Source organism: Planctomicrobium aquicomposti, assembly GCF_051466325.1.
GTDB lineage: Bacteria > Planctomycetota > Planctomycetia > Planctomycetales > Planctomycetaceae > Planctomicrobium.
In genome coordinates, this window is sequence record NZ_CP195792.1 from 1,049,674 (window position 1) to 1,072,557 (window position 22,884).

Annotated in this window: 14 protein-coding genes; 11 read left to right on the forward strand and 3 right to left on the reverse strand. The window is 59.6% G+C overall.

What is annotated here, in order from left to right; all coding sequences use genetic code 11:
* Positions 1-122: 122 nt before the first annotated feature.
* Positions 123-2,195 (forward strand): YidC/Oxa1 family insertase periplasmic-domain containing protein, encoded by a 2,073-nt coding sequence (locus tag SH664x_RS03990; protein WP_437205239.1) that lies wholly within the window; start codon positions 123-125, stop codon positions 2,193-2,195.
* Between the two features lie 200 nt (positions 2,196-2,395).
* Here the strand turns inward: SH664x_RS03990 and SH664x_RS03995 are convergent, their stop codons facing one another.
* Positions 2,396-2,554, reverse strand: a complete 159-nt coding sequence (locus SH664x_RS03995; protein WP_437205241.1) for a hypothetical protein — start codon at positions 2,552-2,554, stop codon at positions 2,396-2,398.
* A gap of 91 nt (positions 2,555-2,645) precedes the next feature.
* Positions 2,646-3,878, reverse strand: coding sequence for a tetratricopeptide repeat protein (locus tag SH664x_RS04000; RefSeq protein ID WP_437205242.1), 1,233 nt, complete (start codon positions 3,876-3,878; stop codon positions 2,646-2,648).
* A 223-nt stretch (positions 3,879-4,101) separates the two neighbouring features.
* Here SH664x_RS04000 and SH664x_RS04005 point away from each other — a divergent pair, with 223 nt between their 5' ends.
* On the forward strand, positions 4,102-5,922 hold the full coding sequence (locus SH664x_RS04005; protein ID WP_437205243.1) for a hypothetical protein: 1,821 nt from the start codon (positions 4,102-4,104) through the stop codon (positions 5,920-5,922).
* A 418-nt stretch (positions 5,923-6,340) separates the two neighbouring features.
* Here the strand turns inward: SH664x_RS04005 and SH664x_RS04010 are convergent, their stop codons facing one another.
* The gene (locus SH664x_RS04010) at positions 6,341-8,518 is read right to left on the reverse strand and encodes a BatA domain-containing protein (protein WP_437205244.1); all 2,178 of its coding nucleotides are present in this window, start codon (positions 8,516-8,518) and stop codon (positions 6,341-6,343) included.
* Positions 8,519-8,910: 392 nt separating this feature from the next.
* Here SH664x_RS04010 and SH664x_RS04015 point away from each other — a divergent pair, with 392 nt between their 5' ends.
* From SH664x_RS04015 to SH664x_RS04055, 9 genes are all read left to right on the forward strand, one after another.
* Positions 8,911-9,531 (forward strand): hypothetical protein, encoded by a 621-nt coding sequence (locus SH664x_RS04015; RefSeq protein ID WP_437205245.1) that lies wholly within the window; start codon positions 8,911-8,913, stop codon positions 9,529-9,531.
* Between the two features lie 120 nt (positions 9,532-9,651).
* Positions 9,652-11,295, forward strand: a complete 1,644-nt coding sequence (lepB, locus tag SH664x_RS04020) for a signal peptidase I (RefSeq protein ID WP_437205246.1) — start codon at positions 9,652-9,654, stop codon at positions 11,293-11,295.
* A 223-nt stretch (positions 11,296-11,518) separates the two neighbouring features.
* The gene (locus SH664x_RS04025; RefSeq protein WP_437205247.1) at positions 11,519-12,766 is read left to right on the forward strand and encodes a DUF1573 domain-containing protein; all 1,248 of its coding nucleotides are present in this window, start codon (positions 11,519-11,521) and stop codon (positions 12,764-12,766) included.
* Between the two features lie 224 nt (positions 12,767-12,990).
* Positions 12,991-13,677, forward strand: a complete 687-nt coding sequence (locus SH664x_RS04030) for a DUF6580 family putative transport protein (protein ID WP_437205249.1) — start codon at positions 12,991-12,993, stop codon at positions 13,675-13,677.
* 394 nt (positions 13,678-14,071) lie between these two features.
* Positions 14,072-18,769, forward strand: coding sequence for a DEAD/DEAH box helicase (locus tag SH664x_RS04035; RefSeq protein ID WP_437205251.1), 4,698 nt, complete (start codon positions 14,072-14,074; stop codon positions 18,767-18,769).
* Between the two features lie 257 nt (positions 18,770-19,026).
* A complete protein-coding gene (locus SH664x_RS04040; RefSeq protein WP_437205252.1) occupies positions 19,027-19,632 on the forward strand; it encodes a superoxide dismutase in 606 nt (201 codons plus the stop codon).
* A gap of 698 nt (positions 19,633-20,330) precedes the next feature.
* The gene (locus tag SH664x_RS04045) at positions 20,331-20,963 is read left to right on the forward strand and encodes a DUF1559 family PulG-like putative transporter (protein ID WP_437205254.1); all 633 of its coding nucleotides are present in this window, start codon (positions 20,331-20,333) and stop codon (positions 20,961-20,963) included.
* A gap of 29 nt (positions 20,964-20,992) precedes the next feature.
* The gene (locus SH664x_RS04050; protein ID WP_437207178.1) at positions 20,993-21,475 is read left to right on the forward strand and encodes a DUF1559 family PulG-like putative transporter; all 483 of its coding nucleotides are present in this window, start codon (positions 20,993-20,995) and stop codon (positions 21,473-21,475) included.
* A gap of 411 nt (positions 21,476-21,886) precedes the next feature.
* Complete coding sequence (locus SH664x_RS04055; protein WP_437205256.1) at positions 21,887-22,876, forward strand: SDR family oxidoreductase; 990 nt, start codon at positions 21,887-21,889, stop codon at positions 22,874-22,876.
* Positions 22,877-22,884 lie beyond the last annotated feature (8 nt).

Genomic DNA, 22,884 nt, shown 5'->3' on the forward strand with positions numbered 1-22,884 from the left:
GCTCCACTTGATTTGTGACAGCCTGACTTCGGTCGAACCGGAAATGGCGCCTCACCAACGCTCAAGTGTTTGGCAATGTAAAATAAGGATCAGCGCCGCAGTGCGGGCTGGAATGTTGGTTTATGTCGCAGCGTCGCCCCATGCCGTTGATGCCCCTCTTCATTTCGATGGGCTTCATGCTGCTCTGGTTCAAGTTCGCACCGGTGCTGTTTCCCAATATGTTCCCCGCTCCCAAGGGGAAGAACGCGCAGCCGGAACGACCAGTCGCTGTCGCTGAAGAGGGGGCCACCCCTCCTGCTGGCGAGGGACAGAAATCTGCGGAAGCACCGGCTCAACTGGCGAACCACGCTCATCGGGAATTCGTTCTCGGGGAGCCCGGGTTTGACGCGGGAAACGGGGAGGGCTACCTCATTCAACCCGCGCTGACGACACTCGGCGCAGCGGTGGATTCGGTGACGTTGACCGATCCCCGGTACAAGACACTCGATCGGCGTGAACAGCTTAAGATCGTCGGTAACCCCGTGCTGCGGAATTTCGGTGCCGGCCCGGTCCCGCTGACCTTTGATACCGCAGTCTCGGCCATCAACGAACAGCTGAAGCCTTTCGGCAAGTCGCTCGATGCCGTGGACTGGGAAGTGGTCAGCCAGGACGAGTCCTCCGCGACATTCCGCTATCGTTCGCCGAACGGGAATCTGGAAGTCGAGAAGGCGTATCGGATCAACAAGGTGCCGGTCGCCCAGCGCGACAGTTCCCCAAACGGATATCTGCTCGATCTGGTCTTCAGCATCCGGAACCTTTCCGATGCTCCTGTGAATACAACCTACTCGATGACCGGGCCGGTGGGCCTGCCGCTGGAGAACGCAGAAAACACCCGTCTGTTTCATGAGCTGAAACTGGCGACTCAGCCGACGATCGATCCGGATGGCAAGGTGACACCGATCAATGTCACCGCCGCGACCATCGCCAAAGATGCGGAAAACGCCCAGCAGCCCAACGGCAAGCCGATGCCGGAATGGCGTGAACCGGTCCGTTATGCCGGGGCGGATGATCAATATTTCGCAGCGCTGATTTTTCCACAATATCAGGCGGAACAGCCCGCCAACGCAGTCCCCAATTCACATTTCGTCGTGGTGAAGCCGGAACTCCTGTTCAAGGCGCCCAAGGTCGAGCGCAGCGAGGTGACCCTCGAAATGGAATCGGACAAGGTGACGATTCCGCCTGGCCGCGAAGTCAAACTCGACTTCAAAACGTTTTTTGGCCCCAAGCGGCCGAAGCTGCTGTCACCTTTGTCTGCGGAAGCGGTGATTCAACTCGGATGGTTCGGAAGTGTCTCCAAAGTCATGCTGTGGATGCTCGACACGTTCCACTCGCTTCGGCTGCCTTACTGGCTGGCAATTATTCTGCTGACTGTTGTGGTGCGGGGGCTGATGTTCCCGATTTCCCGCAAACAGGCCATTGAGGGGGAGAAGATGAAAATTCTCGCCCCCAAGCTCAAGGAAATTCAGGATAAGTACAAGGGTCAGCCTGAAGAATTCGCCAAGCAATACCGGGAGTTCCAGAAGAAGTACAACTATCACCCGATGGTCGGCTGTCTGCCGGCACTGTTTCAGCTGCCGATTCTGTTAGGTCTTTACAATGCGCTGAACCATGCGGTTGACCTGCGACTGTCGACATTCCTGTGGGTCAAGAATTTGGCGGCGCCGGATGCGCTGTTTCAGTTTCCGGGGGGCTTCTCCATTCCCTGGCTCGGTTGGACGGAGTTCAACCTGCTCCCCCTGCTGGCGGTCGGCCTGATGATCCTGCAGCAGAAACTGACCATGCCCCCGGCCATGTCGGAAGAGCAGCGGATGCAGCACAACATGATGAATGTCATGATGATTGTCGTGCTGTTTACCTTCTATCGCGTCCCCGCCGGACTTTGTATCTACTTCATCGCATCCAGCCTGTGGAGCATGGTCGAGCGGCAGTTGCTCAAGAAGAAAGTTTCCGCCACGGGGAAGATGATCTCCGAAACTGGGAATGTCGAAATTCTGCCGGCGGGTGCGGCTACGCTGAAGCCGGAGCAGAAGAAGTTCGAAGCTCCTGGTTGGCTGGGAAAGATTCTGGACGCGGCTGATCAGGCCAAGCACCAGACCGAAGGTCAGACCTCCCGCCAGTTCAACAAAGACAAGAAGAACAAACGGAGCAAGCGGTAGGCGTACGTCTCGGGAAGGCGGACAGTCATTACAAGTGAGTGCCCGGATCTCTTCCGGGCTCCTTCGGGACTGTTCAAAAGAAAAATCGGGATCGACAGCTGTGTCACTGTCGGGGGGAAACGTCACGGGTCACGGGGAAGCAGCTGAGCCTGCTGTTCTGTGTGCTCAGCGAATTGAGATTCCGGCCGACTCTCCGTGCGCTAGTTGACGCCGCTTTCTGTACTCGTGTTCTCGCCAAGCGGCAATGAGCTTTTCGTGACACGTAACGTCTGCTGCGCGAGGACAGGAGAGAGCAACCTGCACTTGCGAAATGCCTGCCGCGCCGGCACAGCAGCGAGCTGGCAGAACCAGACCGCCATGCGGTGACTCGATCAGGGTTTGAAATCGACCACTTCTGCCGACGCGACCGCCGTCTTCCCCCAAGTATGGGAAGTCATGCCCACCCTCGGATCATTTCGCATCCTTTGGTGCGGGGGGAGCTTCGTCGTCATCGGTGTCGACGGGAGTGGCTGCCGGCTGTGCTGAGGCAGCGCTGGCATGTGGGCGAGACTCATAGTAGGGCTGCTGTGCGCGATAGCCTTTCAGCCGACTTTCCACGGGGGGGAGCCCGGGCTGATCGCGGAGCAGGGTGGCAGCCAGCGCGGCTGCTTCAATCGCAGCCGGGAAATTCCCTTGGGCCGCATAGGCCGCTGCAAGGGTGTCGGCGTAATCGGCGTTCTTTTTTCCGCTCTCTTCCCATGCGGCATTGGACAATTCCACCGCACGGGCCGGTTGACGGATCTTCTCGTCCGGACAGGTTGCCAGCAGCCAGGCGAGATCGTTCTTGATTTCATCGCTGTCAGGCTGCAGCTTGAGAGCCGCCTCATAGTCCTGCAGCGAGACTTCATAGTTCCCCAGGCATTTGCGGGCGTAAGCGCGGTTGCTCAGGGTCTCGGCGTCATTCGGATTCAGCTCCAGCGCCCGGCTGTAGGCGACGACAGCGCCGTCGTAGTTCCCCTGCATTCTCAATGCGATTCCCTGGAGTGCGAACGCTTCATCGCTGCGGGGAACCAGCTTGATGACGCTGGTGAAGTCGTTGAGAGCGGTCTCAAAGTGTCCTTTCTGAAGATGAATCTTGCCGCGCTCCAGCCGGGCCGGGACCTCATCGGGGTAGGCCTTCAGGATGGAGTCAAATTCATTAAGTGCCGACGACTCGTGTCCCAGTTCGAGGTAGCACAGTCCCAGATTGAAGTGCAGCGAAACAGCACTCTCTCCCAGCTCGTAAGCCCGTTCGAGGTCCTGAACCGCTTTGCGAAAGTCCTTGCGGCTCATCCAGGCGATGCCGCGGAGATGGTAGGCCTGAGCGGTTGGTTCCCTTTCGATCTCTGTGGTGAATTGACCGACAGCCTGATCGATCGGGATGAGATCGGTTTCGTGGATCCATCCCTGAAATTCGGGCGAGAACCGCCACGGGCCCCGCCCGTGTGTGGCGGAAATCAGCGAGCCCAGGGGGGCACTGGCCTCAGTCTTCTCTCCCGCCATGACACTGGCACGCGGGGTTTTGACGATCAGCGATTGGGGGGGATTGAGGGGGCGTACCTCATTTTCTGCGGCGAAGAGCGCGCCATTTGCACTCGGACGGCTGTACGCCAAAACAATACCGAAAAAGGCATGGCAGGCCAAAATTCGGAAAGAAAATGACATGAAAAACGATTGAATTCGCATAACTGGACTCTTGCGACGCTGAAAGTGCGGGTTTATCTTGTCTAAAGCCCCAAACTGCCTGAGATAGCCTAGGTTTACATTTTAGTGCGAGAGCTTCTCTGATTCTCGAATTCTCGGAGTTGCGGTCGACACGTGCGCAAACTGCGGGTCGTTCGGCATCTGGCCACCGCAGGATCTACTTAAGTGATGGGGAGAATGACTGATGAGACGACTTTTCTTGGTACTGCCAGCAGTGGCCATGGCCCTGGTGGTAGTGGATGCGGAAGCGGGTGACAGGGGGTGGCATCGTCGCCACAAACGCTGTTGTCCGGCACCCTGTGGCACGGTAGCAGCAGGATACGGGACCGCAGCTTGCGGAACCACTGCCTGTGCTCCCGAAATGCAGACAGTCGAGAGGACCATTACAGCACCTGAACTGGTCACGGAAACTCGCACTGTCACCGTCACAGAGTATCAACCTCAAGAACGGACTCGCACTTATCAGGTCAGTCGGCAAGTGCCCCGTACGGAAACCCGTACTCGCACTGTCACTTACTGGGAAGCCGAGCCGCGCACCCGGGAAGAGTCTTACACCGTGTACGAGACCGCTTCAGAAGAGCGTTCTCAGGAGTACACCGTCTACGTGCCGGTGACCGAATCGCGGACCGGTTCGCGAACGGTCTACGACACCGTGTGGGAAGATGTGACCAACACCTACACGGTGCAGGTCCCGCATCAGGAAACCCGCACCGGCAGCCGAACGGTTCACGATACCGTTTGGGAAGATGTCACCAACACCTATACGGTGATGGTGCCGCATCAGGAAACCCGTACCGGCAGCCGCACTGTCGTGGACACGGTCTGGGAAGACGTGCAGCAGAGCTACACCGTGATGGTTCCTCATCAGGAAACCCGCACCGGTACCCGCACCGTGAACGATCAGGTTTGGGAAGATGTCACCAGCACCTATACGGTTCTGGTTCCTCATCAGGAAACCCGCACCGGAACCCGCAAGGTGTATGACACCGTGCAGGAACAGGTCGAGCAGACCTACACCGTGCTTGTTCCTCATCAGGAAGAACGGACCGGCACACGCCCCGTCTGGACCAACACCACCGAAACCGCCCATCGGACGGTCTGTCGGGATGCGGGCCAGTGGACCACGGTGCAGGTGGCTGATCCGTGCAACCCCTGCTGCACCCGCTGCGTGCAGAAGTGGTGCCCGAACATCGTGCAGGAGCAGGTTCCTTACACCGTCTGCAAGCCGGTCTGCACCCAGGAACAGTTCACCTACAGCGTGACTGTCTGCCAGCCGGAAACCCGCACCCGGACCGTGACCGTCTGCAAGCCGGTCTGCCGCGATGAGGAATTCACCTACAACGTGACCGTCTGCAAGCCGGAACAGCGGACTGCAACCACCAAGGTCTGCAAGCTCGTTCCCCGGACCGAAGAGTTCACGTACAACGTGACCGTCTGCAAACCCGAAGTCCAGACCAGGACCGTCAAAGTCTGCAAGCAGGTTCCACGCACCGAAGAGTTCACGTACAACGTGACTGTCTGCAAGCCCGAACAGCGGACCTCGACCACGAAGGTTTGCAAGCTCGTTCCCCGGACCGAAGAGTTCACGTACAACGTGACCGTCTGCAAGCCGGAAGAGCGGACTTCGACCACCAAGGTCTGCAAGCAGGTTGCCCGGACGGAAGAGTTCACCTATGACGTGACGGTCTGCAAGCCGGAAACCCGGACCCGCACCTACACGGTGTGCAAGCAGGTTCCCGTGACCAAGACCCGCACTGTGAACTACACCGAGAACGTTTCGAAGACCCGCGAAGAGTCTTACGAAGTGAATCTCTGTGAGACCGTGACCGAAGACAAGACGGAAACCTATACCGTCAACGTCCCGGTTCAGGTGCAGAAGGAGATCCAGGTCCAGGTCTGCCGGATGGTCGAAAAGACCATTCAGGTGCAGGTCCCGGTCAGTGCTCCCTGTGCCGCCTGCAACGGTGGTGCCGCTTGTGGAGCCTGTAATAGCTGCAACAAGTAGTGTCGATCGTCACCTCCGGTTCCCGCTCGGTCTGCGTGCGACAGGACTCCTGTTTTATGCAATGCCTGCGGGATCCGGCGAAGGGACGGCCCTCGGCCTGAAGTCAGTCTGAACGTTGAAGATCGAACGCCCTCTGCGAAAGCAGGGGGCGTTTTTTTGCGACCGTAACGCACCCGCACATCCCGCCGCCCCCGCGAAATTGCTGTCGTCGCGTCTGTCTGCCGCCGCAACCGGGTACTTCGGGGCAATCGCTTTTTGACAGGCCTGCCCCGGCTCGTCGAGATCCTCCCGTGAGTCGCGGGGCCCAAGGTGTCAGCTGTGAACCTCACATCGCGCTGACAGAATGTCTCAATTCCTGAACACTCGGCAATGACGGGGCACACTTGCAGGTTGCCGCATCCCATTGCAGTGGAATTCCTCAGACGGCGACGCGGGCACGAGTTCGCCGCTGTGCCAGCCATGACTCCGCGATCAGCGCCAGCAGGGCTGCGATCAGGAAGAACTGCCAGAGCTTCTGGTGACCTTCCAGTTCTTCATTCATCATCTGGCGTCGTTGCTCTGACAGCCTGGACTGACGATCTTCGGGCCCAGCAAGTTCGCTCGCCCAACGCAGGCCGGCGGCTTCGAGCAGATCCAGCGCGAGCGGCTCCGTCTTCGATTCTTCGGGATCGAGATTCACCGCCACCGTGACCGCAGGCGGAGCCTTGGGATCGACCGGGAACTCTGCGAACTGATAGACCCCCGGCTCCGTGATCAGGAAAGGAGCGGCCGTGCTGACCTCCATGTTTTTCGGGAAAATTTTGAGAGCCGCATGGGCGGTCGTCGGTGAGGTGCGGGCAGACGGGTTCGTTCTGTTGACGAGCGTAAACCCGGCAGTCGGCCCCGGCAGTCCAAGTGACGCGAGGTTCAAGGTCTCACCGACGTGGCGCCGCTCGGACTGATGTGGAGCGGCAAGGGCATATTCGAGCAGACCATTCATCAGGGGGATGAACTTGCTCCAGACCGCGAGATCGCTGTCATCACGATTCCATCCCGAGGTCAGCAGGAAGACTCTCCCCCGTCCATGCGGAATTTCGCAGAGGAGCGGAGCATCATCATCCAGTCGAGCCAGCACGTTCGACCCAGGCAGGGACTCGGTGTTAAAGATGCGATGATGCCAGACGCGGGCCTTCGTGAAATCTGAGAAGCGGGGATCGTTAAAGATGCTGAAAACGGGATGCGCAAAATCAATGGAACGAATCATCGCGTAGTCCGTGGAGGCCGCCTCTTTCACGGTAAACTTCGGCAGCTGCAGCAGCGGGTAGATCTCTTCCGCCTGCTCCGGGGTCTGTGCCACGTATAGCAGTTGTCCCCCCTGTGCGACCCGGTGGCGCATCCATTCCAGCTGCGGCGGGGTGGGTGTCGTCCCAACAATCAGAAATGGCGAGCTGTTTTTCTGGATGGGAGGGGCGTTCTCCTCCGGCTTCCACTGCACGATCTGCACCTGACGACGAGGAGTGGTCGGGAACATCGGATTCAGAAAGAACTGGAGACTCTGCGGAGTCGCCTGCTCAAGTTCGGGCCCCAGAAACACAACGTCCACGTTCTGCATCCGCGACTGGCTGATGTAGCAGGTGTTGTCGAAGGGGACATCGTCTCCCTTGAGGACGATGGCTCCTGCGGGTGAGGTTCCTGCTGGCATCGCCAGGCGAATGACCTGGCTCTCGCCGGGCGGAACCAGCACTGTTGCAGCGGCCTGCTCCTGCGGGAGCGGGTTCCCCGATTCGATGTGGCACCAGTGCAGCGTGAAGCTGCTGCGGCGGCTGTCCGGAGTGTTGCTGATTCGAAGCCGGATGCCGTCCCCCTCCCCCTGGTCATCCTGAACCGGCTGAACCGCTGCGTTCCCGCCAGGGAATCGGGATTTGATCTGTTTCAGTCTGACGGCAAGATGGGGTGGCCAATTCGCCCCCTGCAGCGACTGCCAGCGGCTGCCGGCCTGCAGGTCCGAGATCAGAACGACCAGCTTCGTGGCGGTGCTGCTGGCGGTGTCGGATTCCAGTTCGTCTGCGGCGAAGATCAGTGCGTCTCCGAGATTGGTCACACCCCAGGCAGGTTTGATGGCGACCAGTCGTTCTTCGAGCAGCGCTTTTCGGCTGCCGTATGGGCCGGTGTTCCACTGATGAAAGGTGATGATTTCACGAGGGCCTTCATTGAATTCGACCAGCGCGACTTCATCGTGTTCCTTGAGGGGATCCGTGACTTCGTGGACGGCGGCGAGGGCCTGTTCCCAGAAGCCGCTCTGCTGCATGCTGGCCGAAGTATCGAGCAGAATCACGATCCGCTGTCGGGGTTCTGCGGGATCGGTCACCTGATCCTGAGCCCGCAGAAACGGGCGGGCAAACGCAATCGCCAGCAGGCAGAAGGCGAGGCCCCGCAGCAGGAGCAGCAACCAGTCTTCGATGCGGCTGCGCTTGGTCATCCGCGGGGGGGAGGGGGAGAGGAACATCACACTGCCGAAAACCTGTTTCCCCTGCGGAGTGCGACGCATGAGGTGGAACAGGATCGGGAGTGCGACCGCAGCACCGGCAATCAGAAAGAAGGGAGCGAGGAAGTTCATGTGCGGTACCTGTCGCCCTGTGGTGTCCTGGTGGGAACACACGTGTCAGCACTCGCCGACGCTGCGTGCTCTGGGGCCAACGCCTCGTGCTCCGGAGGACAGTCCATCGCGATCCCAGTTTACCGGCTCCCTTCACGCTCCGTAACTGTCTCCGCTCCGGGAGAGGATCCCCGCCGTGCCGGCCCGTGGGAGAGATTGCTTTTTCGGAGCGGACCGGGCCACGAGAATTTCGTTTTTTGATTGACCACTTGCTGCCCTGCGCATCTGTGCGCTGGAGCCAGTGGAAACCGGGTTCCACGGGCATGGGAACGAGCAATCTGCTCTAATACAAACTGCTCTCATGCTAATGAGCGACGGGCGGGGCATCGGGAAGGGCGGACAGGGAGTGGCTGATGTACGAAAACGACCTTTATCAACTTCCTGAGAAGCAGCGGCGGCTCGTCGAAGAGGAACTGTCGCCGGGTGAGAAAGTGGTCTGGATTGGGCAACCGCTCGCGGCCCGGCAGATGCTGCGGACGATTCCGGTCGTCCTCTTTTCAATTCCCTTCACCGGCTTTGCGATGTTCTGGATGTTCGCGGCGGCCGGATTCCGGTTTCCCCGGCTTCAACGGCCGGAGGATTTCTTTGCCCTGTTCGGCATTCCCTTTTTGTGTATCGGGCTGGGCATGATGAGCGCTCCGTACTGGCAACTCCTCCGAACCCGCAGAACGGTCTATGTGGTCACGGACCGGCGGGCGATGATCATCAGCGGAATCCGGACGACGCGCATCAGTTCGTTTCTCCCGCACCAGTTCCTGACCATCAAACGGACACAACGTCCAGATGGGACGGGGGATGTCACTTTTGGAATCCCCGCGATGATCATGCAGCAACAGAAAAACTTTGTGGTCACGTCCCATTCAGAAGAAGGTTTTTTTGATATCAGGGATTCCCGGCACGTGGAGGGGCTCGTCCGGGAGCTGGCAGGTCAGGACCAGGCGGGTGAAACAGTCGAGTTCTCGGCGGAGGATTGACGTCTGGGGGCGGGCGAATGAAGGCTCGCAAGGCCCCCAGACTTCGCAAGTTAATATCGACAAAACCGGGCAAACCGCTATGATTGGCGCATTCACCCTTCCTCCTTACGGTTGCCCTGAATGCCTGCCGCAGCCGCCCCGTTCCGCATCACCAGTCTGCTGCGACAAGCGGCGGAATCCCTGATTCTGCTTGCGGTTGCGGTCGTTCTGTTTCGCGGATTCGCAGCCGAGGGCTTCATGATCTCGACCGGTTCCATGGCCCCGACGCTGCTGGGGTACCATCGGCGGGTGATCTGTCCGGAATGTCATTACCGCTTCGCCAGGGGAGCCGCGACCGAGGACGACCACCCTGCCGGGGCGATTGCCTCCACCGGGCCCCAGTCGACACCGCGGGATCTGGAGCAGACGTGCTGCCCGAATTGCGGATTGTCCGACATTATGACGCAGGCGATCCCCCGCAATGAGGGGGACCAGCTGCTGGTTCGAAAACTGGCGTATGAATTTCGAGACCCGCATCGCTGGGAGGTGATCGTCTTCCGGAATCCGGAAGATCCGCAGCAGGCCTACGTCAAACGGGTCGTCGGTCTGCCGGGCGAGCGGATCGAAGTCCGGCATGGGGAGATCTGGGCCAATGGTCAGCAATGCCGCAAACCGTACCTCGTACAAAAGGCGATGCGCATTCCTGTTTCCGACCTCCACAACCAACCGCAAGACACCGATCCGGACTGGCGTTCTCGCTGGCAACCGGCAGTGACCCGTTCGGGCTGGTCGTTTTTCGACGGACGCGTCCGTTATTCGCGCGGCCACGAGTCGTCACCGAATGAAGCTCCGATAGCAGGTTCGCCCGACTGGCTGGAATACCGTCACTGGATTCGCGCGGGAGGAACTCATCTGACGAGCGTTGCTCTGCCGGACTGGCCTTCCGAGCTTCAAGTTCCAGATCCGGCGGTTTCCAACGTGACGTATGAAGCGGGAATGCTGACCTGCCGGGGCGTCCTCACCGATTTTGAACGGCAGCGATGGCTGGCCGGAAGCGATCAGCCCCGCTTTGCGGCGGCGATTGAAGCGCTGTTCGAGAAGTCGCACGTGGCGCCGATCTACGATGAATACGGGTACAACGCGAGTGGCGATCTGGAACTCTATCCGTTGAAAGATTTCATGGTCTCGCTGCGGATCCAGGATCTGACCGGAGCCGGAGATCTTCAACTGGAACTCAATGACGGTCGCTGTGCCTTTCGTGTGGTGCTGCAGCCCTCCTCCCGGACACTGGAACTGTGGTCCGATGTCAGCGCGGTTCCGCTGCAGCGCGTGGAGTTGGCGGGGACGAGTCCGGCAGACGAGCTGCAGATCGATTTTTCATTGATCGACCATCAGGTGCTCTGCGCGATCAACGGCAGCGAAGTCTTTACGCCGCTCGCTTACGAAGCCCACGAAGCGCCGTTACCGGTGCAGCGGCCTGTGCGCATCGGGGCGAGGAACGTCACGTTCGAACTGAGCGAACTGGTCCTGTATCGCGATGTCTATTACACGCCGAAACAGAACGACCGTGCGGAACTGCAGGGAGATGAGTTCTTCGTGCTGGGGGACAACAGTCCGGTCTCCGTTGACAGTCGCTGCTGGAAAGTTCCGGGGATTCCCCGGTCGTCGCTGATCGGCAAACCGCTGTTTGTCCATCTCCCTTCCCGACAGGGAGAGATCAGCTGGGGGGGGAGTGTTCGGCATGTCCGCCTCCCCGATTTCTCGCGGGTCCGCGTCATACGGTAGTCACCGGAACGGCGGCCCGGCCCCTCTCGCCTGCACGGGCGCTGCGGTCGGGATCGGGGCGACCGGAACGCTTGCTTTCGTCCTCTTCCTGCTGCAGGCCGACGTTTCAGCAGTGTCCCCGAAGGGGGAGGTTCTGCACGGCGATCACAGGGCGTTGATCGCTGGTCTCGGGGAGCAGCGAATCTTAGAATCGACCATTCATTCCCTTCAGGAGCCTTCTACTATGAAACTCTGGCAGGTGTTCGTTGCCGTCGCGACACTGATCCTTTCGGTGTTCGTGATTTCCGTGATCTCCAAGATGGATCTGATTCAGCAGCAGCTGAAGCCGACTGTCAAACAGGTGACGCTCTCGTCCGCCTCCAGCAAATACGAAGGGGTCAAAGAATTGGAAGGGGACACGGAGGCCGTAGAAGATCCGGAAGCCGAGAAAGACAAGGCTCCCGGTCATACGAGCAATCCCTTCAAGCTCGATGCGACTGCGAAGTCACTTCCCAAGGTCGAGACCGATCATCCGGTCGTGGAATTTGGCCGGATGGCCCTGGGCAAGACCGGGAATCATGAATTCAAGATCCGGAACACGGGGACCGCTCCCTTAAAGCTGGCGAAGGGGCCGGTGCAGTGCAAGTGCACCTTGAGCGGACTGCGTGAAGAAGAGATTCCTCCGGGGGGGGAAGGGGTGGTGCATCTCGAGTGGACACCCAAGGAAGAGGGAGAATTCTCCCAGTCGGCGACGATCTGGACGAACGACCCTGCGAATCCGGAAATCAAGTTCATCACCGCCGGCAAAATGTTCAAAGAGGTGACGATTACTCCGGAACATGGCTGGAAGCTGGGAACAATCTACGCCGAACGTCCGGCCGAACTGCATGGGGCGATTGTCTCGGGTGTCATTCCCAGCTTTGAAATTACCAAAGTGGAAACCTCGTCAGACCGGGTGAAGATTGCTGCCTTTCCGATTCCCCCCAATCCGACTGAGACTCCGGAAATTCTCTGCGGTTATGAGATTTCCGGAACCGTGGAAGCGGGCGAGGAACCGGCTCTGTCAGAGTCGGTGACGTTCCATACGACATTGGCGGACTATCCGACGATTACCCTGCCGATCACCGCGACAAAAGCGGGGCCGCTGATGATCGTGTACAAGGACTGGTATTCTGTCGAACGGCTGCTCGACCTCAAAACGGTCAAGGCGCGTGACGGCAAAACGTTTTCGGTGACGCTGGTGGTCGATGCTGGCAGCGAGCCGTTGAAGTTCACCAGCGTGAAAACAGTTCCGGGATTCCTGAAGGTCTCTCTGGAACCCAAAACCGTGACTCCCGGCGCGGCCAAGGAGTTCTACACGATGAAGATTGAGGTGCCGAAAGAGAGTCCGCACGGGGCCTGGCTACGGCCGCAACCCGGCACGCTGCTGATCGAGACCAACCGGGCCGACCTCAAGTCGATCGAACTGAAAGTTGCCCTGATTGTGGACTAGGGCAGGTCCCCTGCTGGGCGGTGATCATCTCCATTGGGGGACGGAGGCTGAAAGGGGTGGATTCCACCGTGGAGGGCATCACAGTAGAAGGACCGCGGCGGAGGGACACATTCCGCAGCCTCACGGATCCATCCATTTTGACGTGAAAGGACGTTCGCATCCGGAATTCGCTTTGTTATGATACGCGGCTTCCGAAAACCGAATTGCCAACTCGTTTGCGACCCATGTATCAACCGAACAAGAAATTCCTGGCTGCTCTCGTCCTGCTTGCTGTGGGATTGAAGATTCTGCCGTATCAGCGACTTTGGGCGGCTCATTACGAGCAGGTGGATGTGGCCTGGTCCGCCGGTCAGTTGTGGCAGTTGCTGGGTCTCGAGCTGATTCAGGGGTATCCGTGGGGAATCACCCTGCTGCCGGCACTGGCGATCTTCGGAATGGCCCTGTTTAGCAATCTGCGGCTGGCTGCCGGGACAATTCTGCTTGCCTCATTCCTTTCGGACCTTGCGATCGGAACCATCTCCGCCACCCAGTACGGGCTGACCGAGGGATTCCGGTTTGCCATTTATCCCGGATTCGCTTTCAGCTACCTGAGTCTGCTGATTATCTGCGGATTTGGCCTGCTGGTTCGCCAGCGTCGTAACTGGCTGACAATTCTGGCTGCCGCCGTCGGTGGTCCGACGCTGTTCTATCTGGTGACCAACGCCGCCACCTGGTACTTCGATTCCACGATTGGTTATTCGCGAGACTGGAATGGACTGATGCAGGCGTATGTGGCTGGCTTGCCGTTTTATCGCAACGCCCTGATCAGCACTGTCGGTTTCTCGGGTCTGCTGTTCAGCCCGCTCGGTCTGGCCCAGATGAAGCGGGTTGAAGCTTCGGCGACTGTCGCGGCCTCGCCCGTGGTCGGCTAAGTCGGAATGTTCGCCTTCGACGAAAGCGTCGAGGATTCCTCCCTTGTTTGAGCGTTGCGGCTTGATGAGAATCAACGCAGACTCTCGCTGGCGCATCGGGCTCTGAGATTCGCCAAGGGGCGCTTCAGGTGTCCCTTCCGCCGTGCAGTTGAAGTCCGGACCAGCGGTCCGGTTTCCTATCACGGGCCGGTCACTTGCACGTGAAGTGCAGTGCGGGTTGGGCCCGTGATCGCTGCATTGATTCGGACTGATGTGGGCCACTTCTCCTCGAGATCGGCTGTTCTCCGTTCGGGAGGGGGAGACGCGGTCGCCTGTTCTGGCGACGTGCGCTTTCTTGCCGGATCGGGATTCGTCATACTGAACGGATGAATCCCGACTTGCGAGGTGGCCGGCTTTGAACATCGATTCGAATCCTGCTGCAGATGTGCTGGCTCTGTTCCATCCTGTCATTCAGGAGTGGTTCCGTTCCCGGTTTCACGGGCCAACCGAGCCTCAGCAGCTGGGCTGGCCGCACATTGCCGCCGGCGAACATACACTGATTTCCGCACCGACGGGGAGCGGAAAGACATTAACCGCCTTTCTGGCGGTCATCGATCGGCTGTTCAGAGAAGCGGTCGCGGGGGAGCTGCAGCCCGAGTTGCAAGTGGTCTATGTCTCTCCACTGCGCGCTCTCTCGAACGATATGCAGCGGAACCTGCAGGGACCGCTGCAGGAGATTCAGGAACTCGCACAGGCATGGGGCATTGATGCGACGGCAATTCGCACCGGTCTGCGAACGGGGGATTCGACATCGTCACAGCGGGCGCAGATTCTCAAGCGACCTCCGCAGATTCTAGTAACGACTCCCGAGTCGCTTTATCTCATGCTGACCGCGGAGCGGGGACGGGAAGTCCTGCGGACCGTGCGTCACGTCATCGTCGATGAAATTCACGCGCTCGTTCGCGACAAGCGGGGCTCGCACCTCTCGTTGTCACTCGAACGCTTGCAGGCGCTGGTCGGTCGGCCACTTCAGCGAATCGGGCTTTCGGCGACGCAGAAGCCCATTGAACGGATGGGGGAGTTTCTGGTCGGCTCCCCGTCGGCGGACGATGACGAGGCCGCAACGACCGCACCTCGCTGCCGCGTGGTGGATGTGGGACATGTCCGCGAGCTCGACCTGGGAATCGAGATTCCCCCCACCGAGTTGCAGGCAGTCTGTTCCCACGATCAATGGGGTTTGGTGAACGAGCGGCTGGTGGAACTGATCAACAGTCACCGCAGCACGCTGATTTTCGTCAATACCCGCCGACTGGCCGAGCGGTTGACGCACCAACTCTCGCAGTTACTGGGGGAGGAACAGATCAGCAGCCATCACGGGTCGCTCTCCAAAGAGATTCGTCTGAAGACGGAGCAGCAGCTCAAAAATGGCGAGCTCAAGGCAGTGGTGGCGACCTCTTCTCTGGAGCTGGGGATCGACGTCGGTTTCATCGATCTGGTGATCCAGATCGGGTCTCCGCGTGCTATTTCGGCCTTTCTGCAGCGGATCGGTCGCTCGGGACATGCTCTGGGGCTGATCCCCAAAGGTCGACTGGTGGCCTTGACGCGGGATGAGCTGGTGGAGTGCATGGCGCTGCTGCGGGCGATCCGCGGGCGTCGACTCGATGTCACACCGATTCCCGAAGCTCCGCTGGATATTCTCGCGCAGCAGATCGTGGCTGAGGTCGCTGTGGAGGAATGGCAGGTCGATGACCTGTTTGCGATGGTGCGGCGGGCCTGGCCTTACCGTCAGCTCACGCGGGAGAGGTTCGAGCAGACGTTGAAGATGCTCAGTCGCGGCTTGACCGAGAACGCCGAACACTCGCAGACGTTTATTCACTATGACCAGGTTCAGGGGCGGATCCGTGGCCGCCGGAACGCGCGGATTACGGCGCTGAGCAATGGGGGAGCCATTGGCGAAGTCGACACGGTGCGGGTCGTCCTCGACGATGAAAACACCGTGGTTGGTTCGGTCGATGAAGAGTTCGCCGTCGAAAGCATGAGCGGCGATATTTTCCTGCTCGGCAACTCATCGTGGCGCATCCAGCGTTTGCGGGGGAATGACCTGCTCGTGGCCGATGCCCAGGGGGCGCCACCGACGATTCCGTTCTGGCGTGGTGAAGCACCCGGCCGCACCATCGAACTGTCCGAAGAGATTTCGCGGCTGCGGGAAGAACTGGAACAACGCCTGATTGCCGCAGAGCAGGCAAGCTCACCGATCAGTGATGAAGTTCCCGGTGTCCCCGGCGGATCAGCGCTGGTTCAATTTCTGATTGAAGAGACCTGTTGCAGCCATTTCGCCGCAGTTCAGACGGTCGTGTATCTGGCGGCCCAGCGGGCTGCACTGGGGCTGGTCCCCACACAGAACCGGGTTGTCTTCGAACGTTTCTTCGATGAATCAGGAGGGATGCAGCTGGTAGTGCATGCCCCGTTCGGCGGTCGCATTAACCGAGGATGGGGGCTCGCTTTTCGTAAGCGGTTCTGCCGCTCGTTCGATTTTGAATTGCAGGCGACGGCCGATGATGACGGCTTTATTCTGTCACTCGGCCCGCAGCACAGCTTTCCAATCGAATCGTTGTTCCCCATGATGCGGACCGACAACGTCCGGAATCTGCTGGAGCAGGCGTTGCTGGTGGTGCCGATGTTTCACCTGCGCTGGAGATGGAACGTCACGCGGTCGTTATTTGTCGCGAGAATGCGGAACTCCAAGAAGGTTCCTCCCGCGCTGCAACGGTTCCGTTCCGAAGACACCCTGACGGCAGTCTTTCCGAAGCTGACCGGTTGTCAGGAGAACATTGTCGGGGATCATGAGATTCCGGATCATCCGCTTGTGCAGCAGACGATGCAGGACTGCCTGTTCGAGGCTCTCGATATCGAGGGATTGAGCGGCGTGTTGCAGAAGATCGAGATGGGTGAGATTACGCTGGTGGGACGCGATACCCGCGAGCCGTCACCCTTTGCCTACGAGTTGCTGAACGCCAACCCGTATGCGTTTCTGGATGGAGGAGAAGCACAGGAACGGCGTGCGCGGGCGGTGGCGACGCGACGCTCGTTGAGCGTGGAAGGTGTCGAAGATCTGGGACGACTCGATCCCCGGGCTATTGCCGAAGTGATTGCGGAGGCGGCTCCCGATCTGCGGGATGCCGATGAACTCCACGATGTGCTTGTCAGCCGGATGCTGTTGCCGGTGGCGACGGATTCAGCTGTGGGCGGAGATGCCGTGCCGCATTGCTGGCTGCAGGAAAAAGAATTTGCAGCGCATCTTCAATCGCTTTGCGAAGCAGGGAGAGCAGTTCGAATCACCCGACTTCGAACAGCTCTCGCTCCGGACGATGCTGCGGAAAGTTCGACCGCCAGCCCGTGCGGGTTTGAGGCGGCCTGGATTGCCACCGAGTGCTGGACTGCCATTCGCTGTCTGTATCCGGAAATTCAACTGACTGAAGAGATCCAGCTGCCGCCGCACCTGCAGCGGGAATGGAACGAGGTGGAGTCGCTCGTGACATTGTTGCGTGGCTGGCTGGAGACATCGGGTCCGATCACCGCGCTCGATCTGTCTGCGATTCTTGGAATTCCCGTCAACCGGATCTTTGCCTCGCTGGAGGCGATCGAAGGAGAAGGGCTCGTACTGCGAGGGAGATTCACGCCGGGCAAAGAAGCGGTCGACAGCGATTCTCCCGGCATCGAATGGTGCCATCGCCGCCTGCTCGCGCGGATTCATCGAAGGACAATTTCCGGGCTGCGGCAGGAAATCGAAGCAGTCCCGCCGGAAGTCTATCTGGAATTTCTGGCGCGTCATCAGGGGGCCGTTCCCGGCTATCGCAAAGAAGGGAGTGACGGCCTGCACGAGGTCATCTCGCAACTGCAGGGGATCGACATCCCGGCGGGGGCCTGGGAACCGCATCTGCTCGCGGTGCGGCTCAAGGACTATCAGCCGCAGTGGCTGGATGAACTCTCCCTTTCCGGTGAAGTGAGCTGGGCTCGGCTGGATGCTCCGGGCAAGAGGAAATCGACTGGTCGCCCGATGGCCGCCATGACCCGGGCGATTCCGGTCTCTCTGTTCTTGAGAAGTGATGCTCACTGGTTGATGGTGAAATCACCTGAGCGCTGCCGCGACGAACTGTCTGCTTCCGCACAGGAGATTCTCGAACTGCTGGAGAGCGATGGAGCCCTCTTCGGCAGCGACCTGCAGCAACGTCTTCGGCAGCTTCCATCCCAGCTGGAAGACCTGCTCGGAGAACTGGCCTCCTCCGGATGGATCACCGCCGACGGGTTTGCCGGACTGCGACAGTTGATTCGGGCGGATCAGGCTTCGCACCCTGCCGGGTTGCCCTCCCGCTTTCGACGAACCCGACAGGCGACCGCCGGCATGGGGCGCTGGAACGTCGTCCCCCGCATTCCGTGCGAACTGACTGCTGACGAGATCGCCGAAGAGTGGGCCTGGCAACTGCTCCGGCGTTGGGGAGTGGTCTTCCGGGAACTGGCGATTCGGGAACCGTTAGCACCGCCGTGGTGGCAGCTGCTCCGGATTTATCGCCGGCTCGAAGCGCGCGGAGAGCTGCGCGGGGGGCGGTTCATCCGTGGGGTAGGAGGAGAACAGTTCGCACTCAGTGATGCGATTCGTGAGCTGCGGGGGATTCGTCAATCCACGGACCGCTCGCAGCTGGTGGTGATCTCGGCGGCGGATCCTTTGAATCTGACCGGAGTCATTGGCGGCGACGTGCGGATTCCCGCGCTGGCAGCGCATCAGATCGCATATCTGGCCGGAAAGGTGGTGGGCTGGAAGAAGGGGGACGACTCCTGGCTGTCTCCGGATCTGACCAGCGAAGACCGGGAGCGGCTGATCAGGGAGTGGGGGCTCGAACGTCGACAGCCATTGCGGCCCGTGACATTGATTTTGACCCCGTTGACTCTCAATAGCGATGGAACGCGGGTCGTAGACGCCTCGGGCCAGTCGTCCGTCGACGAAGTTGACGCGCTGGTCAGCGATGTGCCGGCCGATGCTCCGCCGGTTCAGGTCCCCCGGCCGCGTCGTCGTCAGCAGTCCTCAAAGAGTATTCCGCGGCCTTTTCCTTTTTAGGGCAGCCTGCTCGTTCCTGTGCCCGCACAGCCAGCGTTTCGCCTGAGGAAATGCTCATTTTCGCGAGGCGCGAGCGGGGCCGTCACAAGTGAATACGCTCTCACATCCTGTTTCGACGGAACGGTCAATCAGCGAGTGTCCAGCTGTCGGGACCGGATTTTATGGAAATCTCCGGACCGATGGTTGTGACGCCGCCAGCCCGGTTTAGAATGCCGGATTGAGACTGGTTTCGCACAGCTGAACCCGAGGAGATCCCGATGGCTTACACGCTTCCACCGCTGCCATATGCTTACAACGCTCTCGAACCGCACATCGATGCGCGGACAATGGAGATTCACCACACCAAGCATCATCAGACTTACATCAACAATCTGAACAAAGCGCTGGAAGGGCATGACAATCTGGCATCATCGTCTATCGACGATCTGATGCGGCATCTCTCCTCTGTCCCGGAAGCAATCCGGACTGCCGTCCGCAACAACGGCGGGGGACACGCCAACCACACCCTGTTCTGGACGGTGCTGAGCCCCAGCGGAGGGGGAGAACCAACCGGCGCTGTGGCTGAGGCAATCAAGTCCCTGGGTGGGTTTGAGAAGTTCAAAACCGATTTCGCTGCCGCGGCCACGGGCCGATTCGGGAGTGGCTGGGCCTGGCTGTCGGTCAACAACGGCAAGGTCCAGATTGAAAGCACTCCGAATCAGGACACGCCGTTAATGGAAGGCCGGACACCGATTCTGGGGCTGGACGTGTGGGAACACGCCTACTACCTGAACTATCAGAATCGCCGTCCCGACTACATCGCCGCGTTCTGGAATCTCGTGAACTGGGATGAAGTGAACAAGCGGCTCGCTGCCGCGAAGTAGTGGAGAGGACGCAGGGGCGGACGGGGACGTTCGCTGGATGCTGCCTATTGGAAATCCCATCAAGCCCGGCCCAAAATGGTCGGGCTTTTTTAATGCCCGGCAGCCCCGATGCTCGCGGGCTGAAGGATTCTGAAGGGGGCGGTCGAGCGAACAGGGACGAGATACCGGGGGGAGCGGAACGGAGGTCGAACAGCTTTTTTTTGGCTTTTTATCAGGGGTGCGACCCGCTTGTCTCTCAAAAAACTGCTTGCGTGGCTGTTGACATATTAGCAGGATTCATATAAACACGACTAAAGTTGTAGTGTTATCCTGCGGCGAGCCGATAGTGAAGGCTGGCCATGGGGGAATTTTGAGGCTCAAGCTTTCGTACACAGCCTGCCCTTGATCAAACGAAACGGGATGCGCGGGCAGGCACATTCTGCGCCGGGCTGGTTCAGACAGGAGCGGGAGAGTCCCCTTCCCGTCAGCAGCCCGGGACATACCGTCGCCTGAGTCGGTCTCACTCGGGCCATTCATCGGCATTGAATTTCTGGAAGCACCGGACTGGGCTCCCGGTGCGCGCTGTCGTCGGCCATTCGTCTCGTCTTTTTCAGGAGGAGCTGCAAATGCGCTGTTGTTGTCTCACGAAGTGAACCGTGATCGTCTTCCGATTTGCGCTTTCTTTCCTGATGTCTTCTGACTCGAACTGGAACACCAAAATGAAGATTCGGTTTCGTCGTCGTCTTGTGCCCGCTCCCGCGCGGACAGGCTTTACACTCATCGAACTCCTGGTGGTGATTGCGATCATCGCAGTCCTGACCGCCATTCTCCTGCCGGCCGTGCAATCGGCGCGGGAGGCGGCCCGGCGTTCTCAGTGCCTCAATAATCTGAAGCAACTGGGATTGGCCATTCACAATTTCCACGATGCCAAGGGAGTGATTCCCAGCAGCGGCCGTCCCAGTGAAGCCTCGACGGTCCGGGTCGGGCTGTTCACCAAACTTCTTCCCTACATTGAGCAGCGGACCCTCTGGGATCAGTATGACCTGACCAAGAACTGGGATTACGCCGAGCTGGACAGCAATGGCGCCGCGATTCCCAACACCGGCAATCTGCCGGTCACGTCACTGCGGATCAAGACCTATGAATGCCCGTCCTCCCCGAAGCAGAATGGCGTGCTGGATCACAATCCTGACAAATTCCGCGGGACTGTGACGGCCTGGACGGCCGCGTGGCGAACGGTGACTATGCGGCCTCGCTGGGGGTCTCAAAGGAACTGGGAGATGCTTTCCCCGACGATCTGGTCGGCAGTCAGAGCAACACGACCGAAGCGGGAAGTGCCGTCGGCAAGCTGACGAACGGGTTTGCTCCCAAGAACTCCTCACTGACCTTCGCCGATATCGTCGATGGCATGTCGAATACCATTGCCATCTGGGAATCGGCAGGACGGCCGTTTGTCTACCGGCGCGGGACTCTGGTCGACGGCAACCTCTATGAACATCACACCAACGGCGGTGGCTGGTCCCGTCCGGCCAGCGATATCCTTCTGTACGGCTCCGACAAGATGGGTGTGACTGTGCCGACGACGAGCTCAGCAGCCACGACATTGGGGCTGGCCAATATCTTCATCAACCGGACGAACGGCTATGACCATGCCGCCGAGCAGTACGGGACAACTGGCTTCCCCGCACCATTTGGGACTGAAGGGTCCAGCCAGCCGTACTCGTTCCATAACGGGGGACTGAACGTGCTCTTCGGCGATGGCTCGGCCCGGTTCCTCAGCGAAGATACCGGACTGGCGGTGATTGCAGCCCTGGTGACCCGCAACGGCGGCACCAAGGACAAGAAGGTCTCCAGCAACTTCTAAAGGTTCTTCTGAAACGCGACAGAATCCGTCGGGAGTCCTCAGCGGCTGCCGGCGGATTTTTTCGTGCGCTCTGGAAAATTGAAATGCAGCGGTCGGCCGTGCGGCTCCGGTCATGCCACCTGGAGCGAACTCTTCAGTTGGAACGGATGTTTCCGGTGCAGGGGACCCGTCGTGCGGGTCGGGAGGGGCCCTGTGAGGTTCCAACCTGTAATTTTTGCCGAAACCGGGATTCGCCCGCTCCGGAATGCCCCTGTGGTCGATGCGTAGAAATGCGAAATCCTGCCGCTCGGGACGGAGTTTTGGGCCGGGCCCTCCAGTGCGAGCTAGATTGGAGGGTAGGGAGCGGCTGCCTGTCGGCCGACTCAGGGCAGAAGGTCCATCGACATCCCGAAATGCGACTGGGGCACGAGCGTGTCTAGAAAACTGACAACCTGTCTGGTGACTGGGGGGGCCGGCTTCATCGGTTCGCACCTGACGGCGCATCTGGTCCAGGAAAACGTGCGGGTGCGGGTGCTCGATAACCTCAGCACAGGGCATCGCCGAAATCTTGACGGTCTGTGGGATCAAATCGAATTCATCGACGGAGATGTGCGCGATCCGCAGGCAGTCCTCGCAGCCATGCAGGATGTGGACACCGTCTTCCATCAGGCGGCTCTCGCCTCGGTTCCACTGAGCATTGAAAATCCGCTCGCGTCGCATGACGTCTGCGTGACAGGAACCGTCAATGTGCTGGATGCGGCCCGCCGATCGGGTGTTCAGCGTGTCGTGTATGCCGGCTCCAGCAGCGCCTATGGCGACTCGCCGGTCATGCCCAAACACGAATCACAGGTGCCGGAGGTTCTCTCGCCGTATGCGGCGGCGAAACTGGCGGGTGAATACTACGGACAGTCTTTTGCGGCGGTCTACGACATTGAGGTCGTCCGTCTGCGTTACTTCAATGTCTTCGGACCCAGGCAGGACCCCAAGAGTCCTTACTCTGCGGTCATTCCACTGTTCGCCGATGCACTGCTGAGTGGTCGCACTCCACGGATCTTCGGCACCGGTGAGCAGTCGCGAGACTTCATTCATGTTCGCAACGTCGTGCATGCCAACATCCTGGCGGCCACGGTGCCGGGCGTTTCCGGTCGTGTCTACAACGTGGCCAGCGGTCAGACGATCAGTGTGCTGGAGCTGCTGCACAAAATCTGTCAGCGACTGGGCAAAGACTTTCAACCCGATTTTCAGCCGCCACGCGCGGGTGATGTCCTGCACTCGTGGGCCGACATCGGCGCGATCCGTCAGGATCTGGGTTATGAGGTGCTCATTGATCTGCATGAAGGTCTGAACGAAACGCTGGACTTTTATCAGGAAGAGTTTCGTCGTGTACAGCAGGGGACGCCTGACCGCGTCTCGTGTCGTTGATGGCAGAC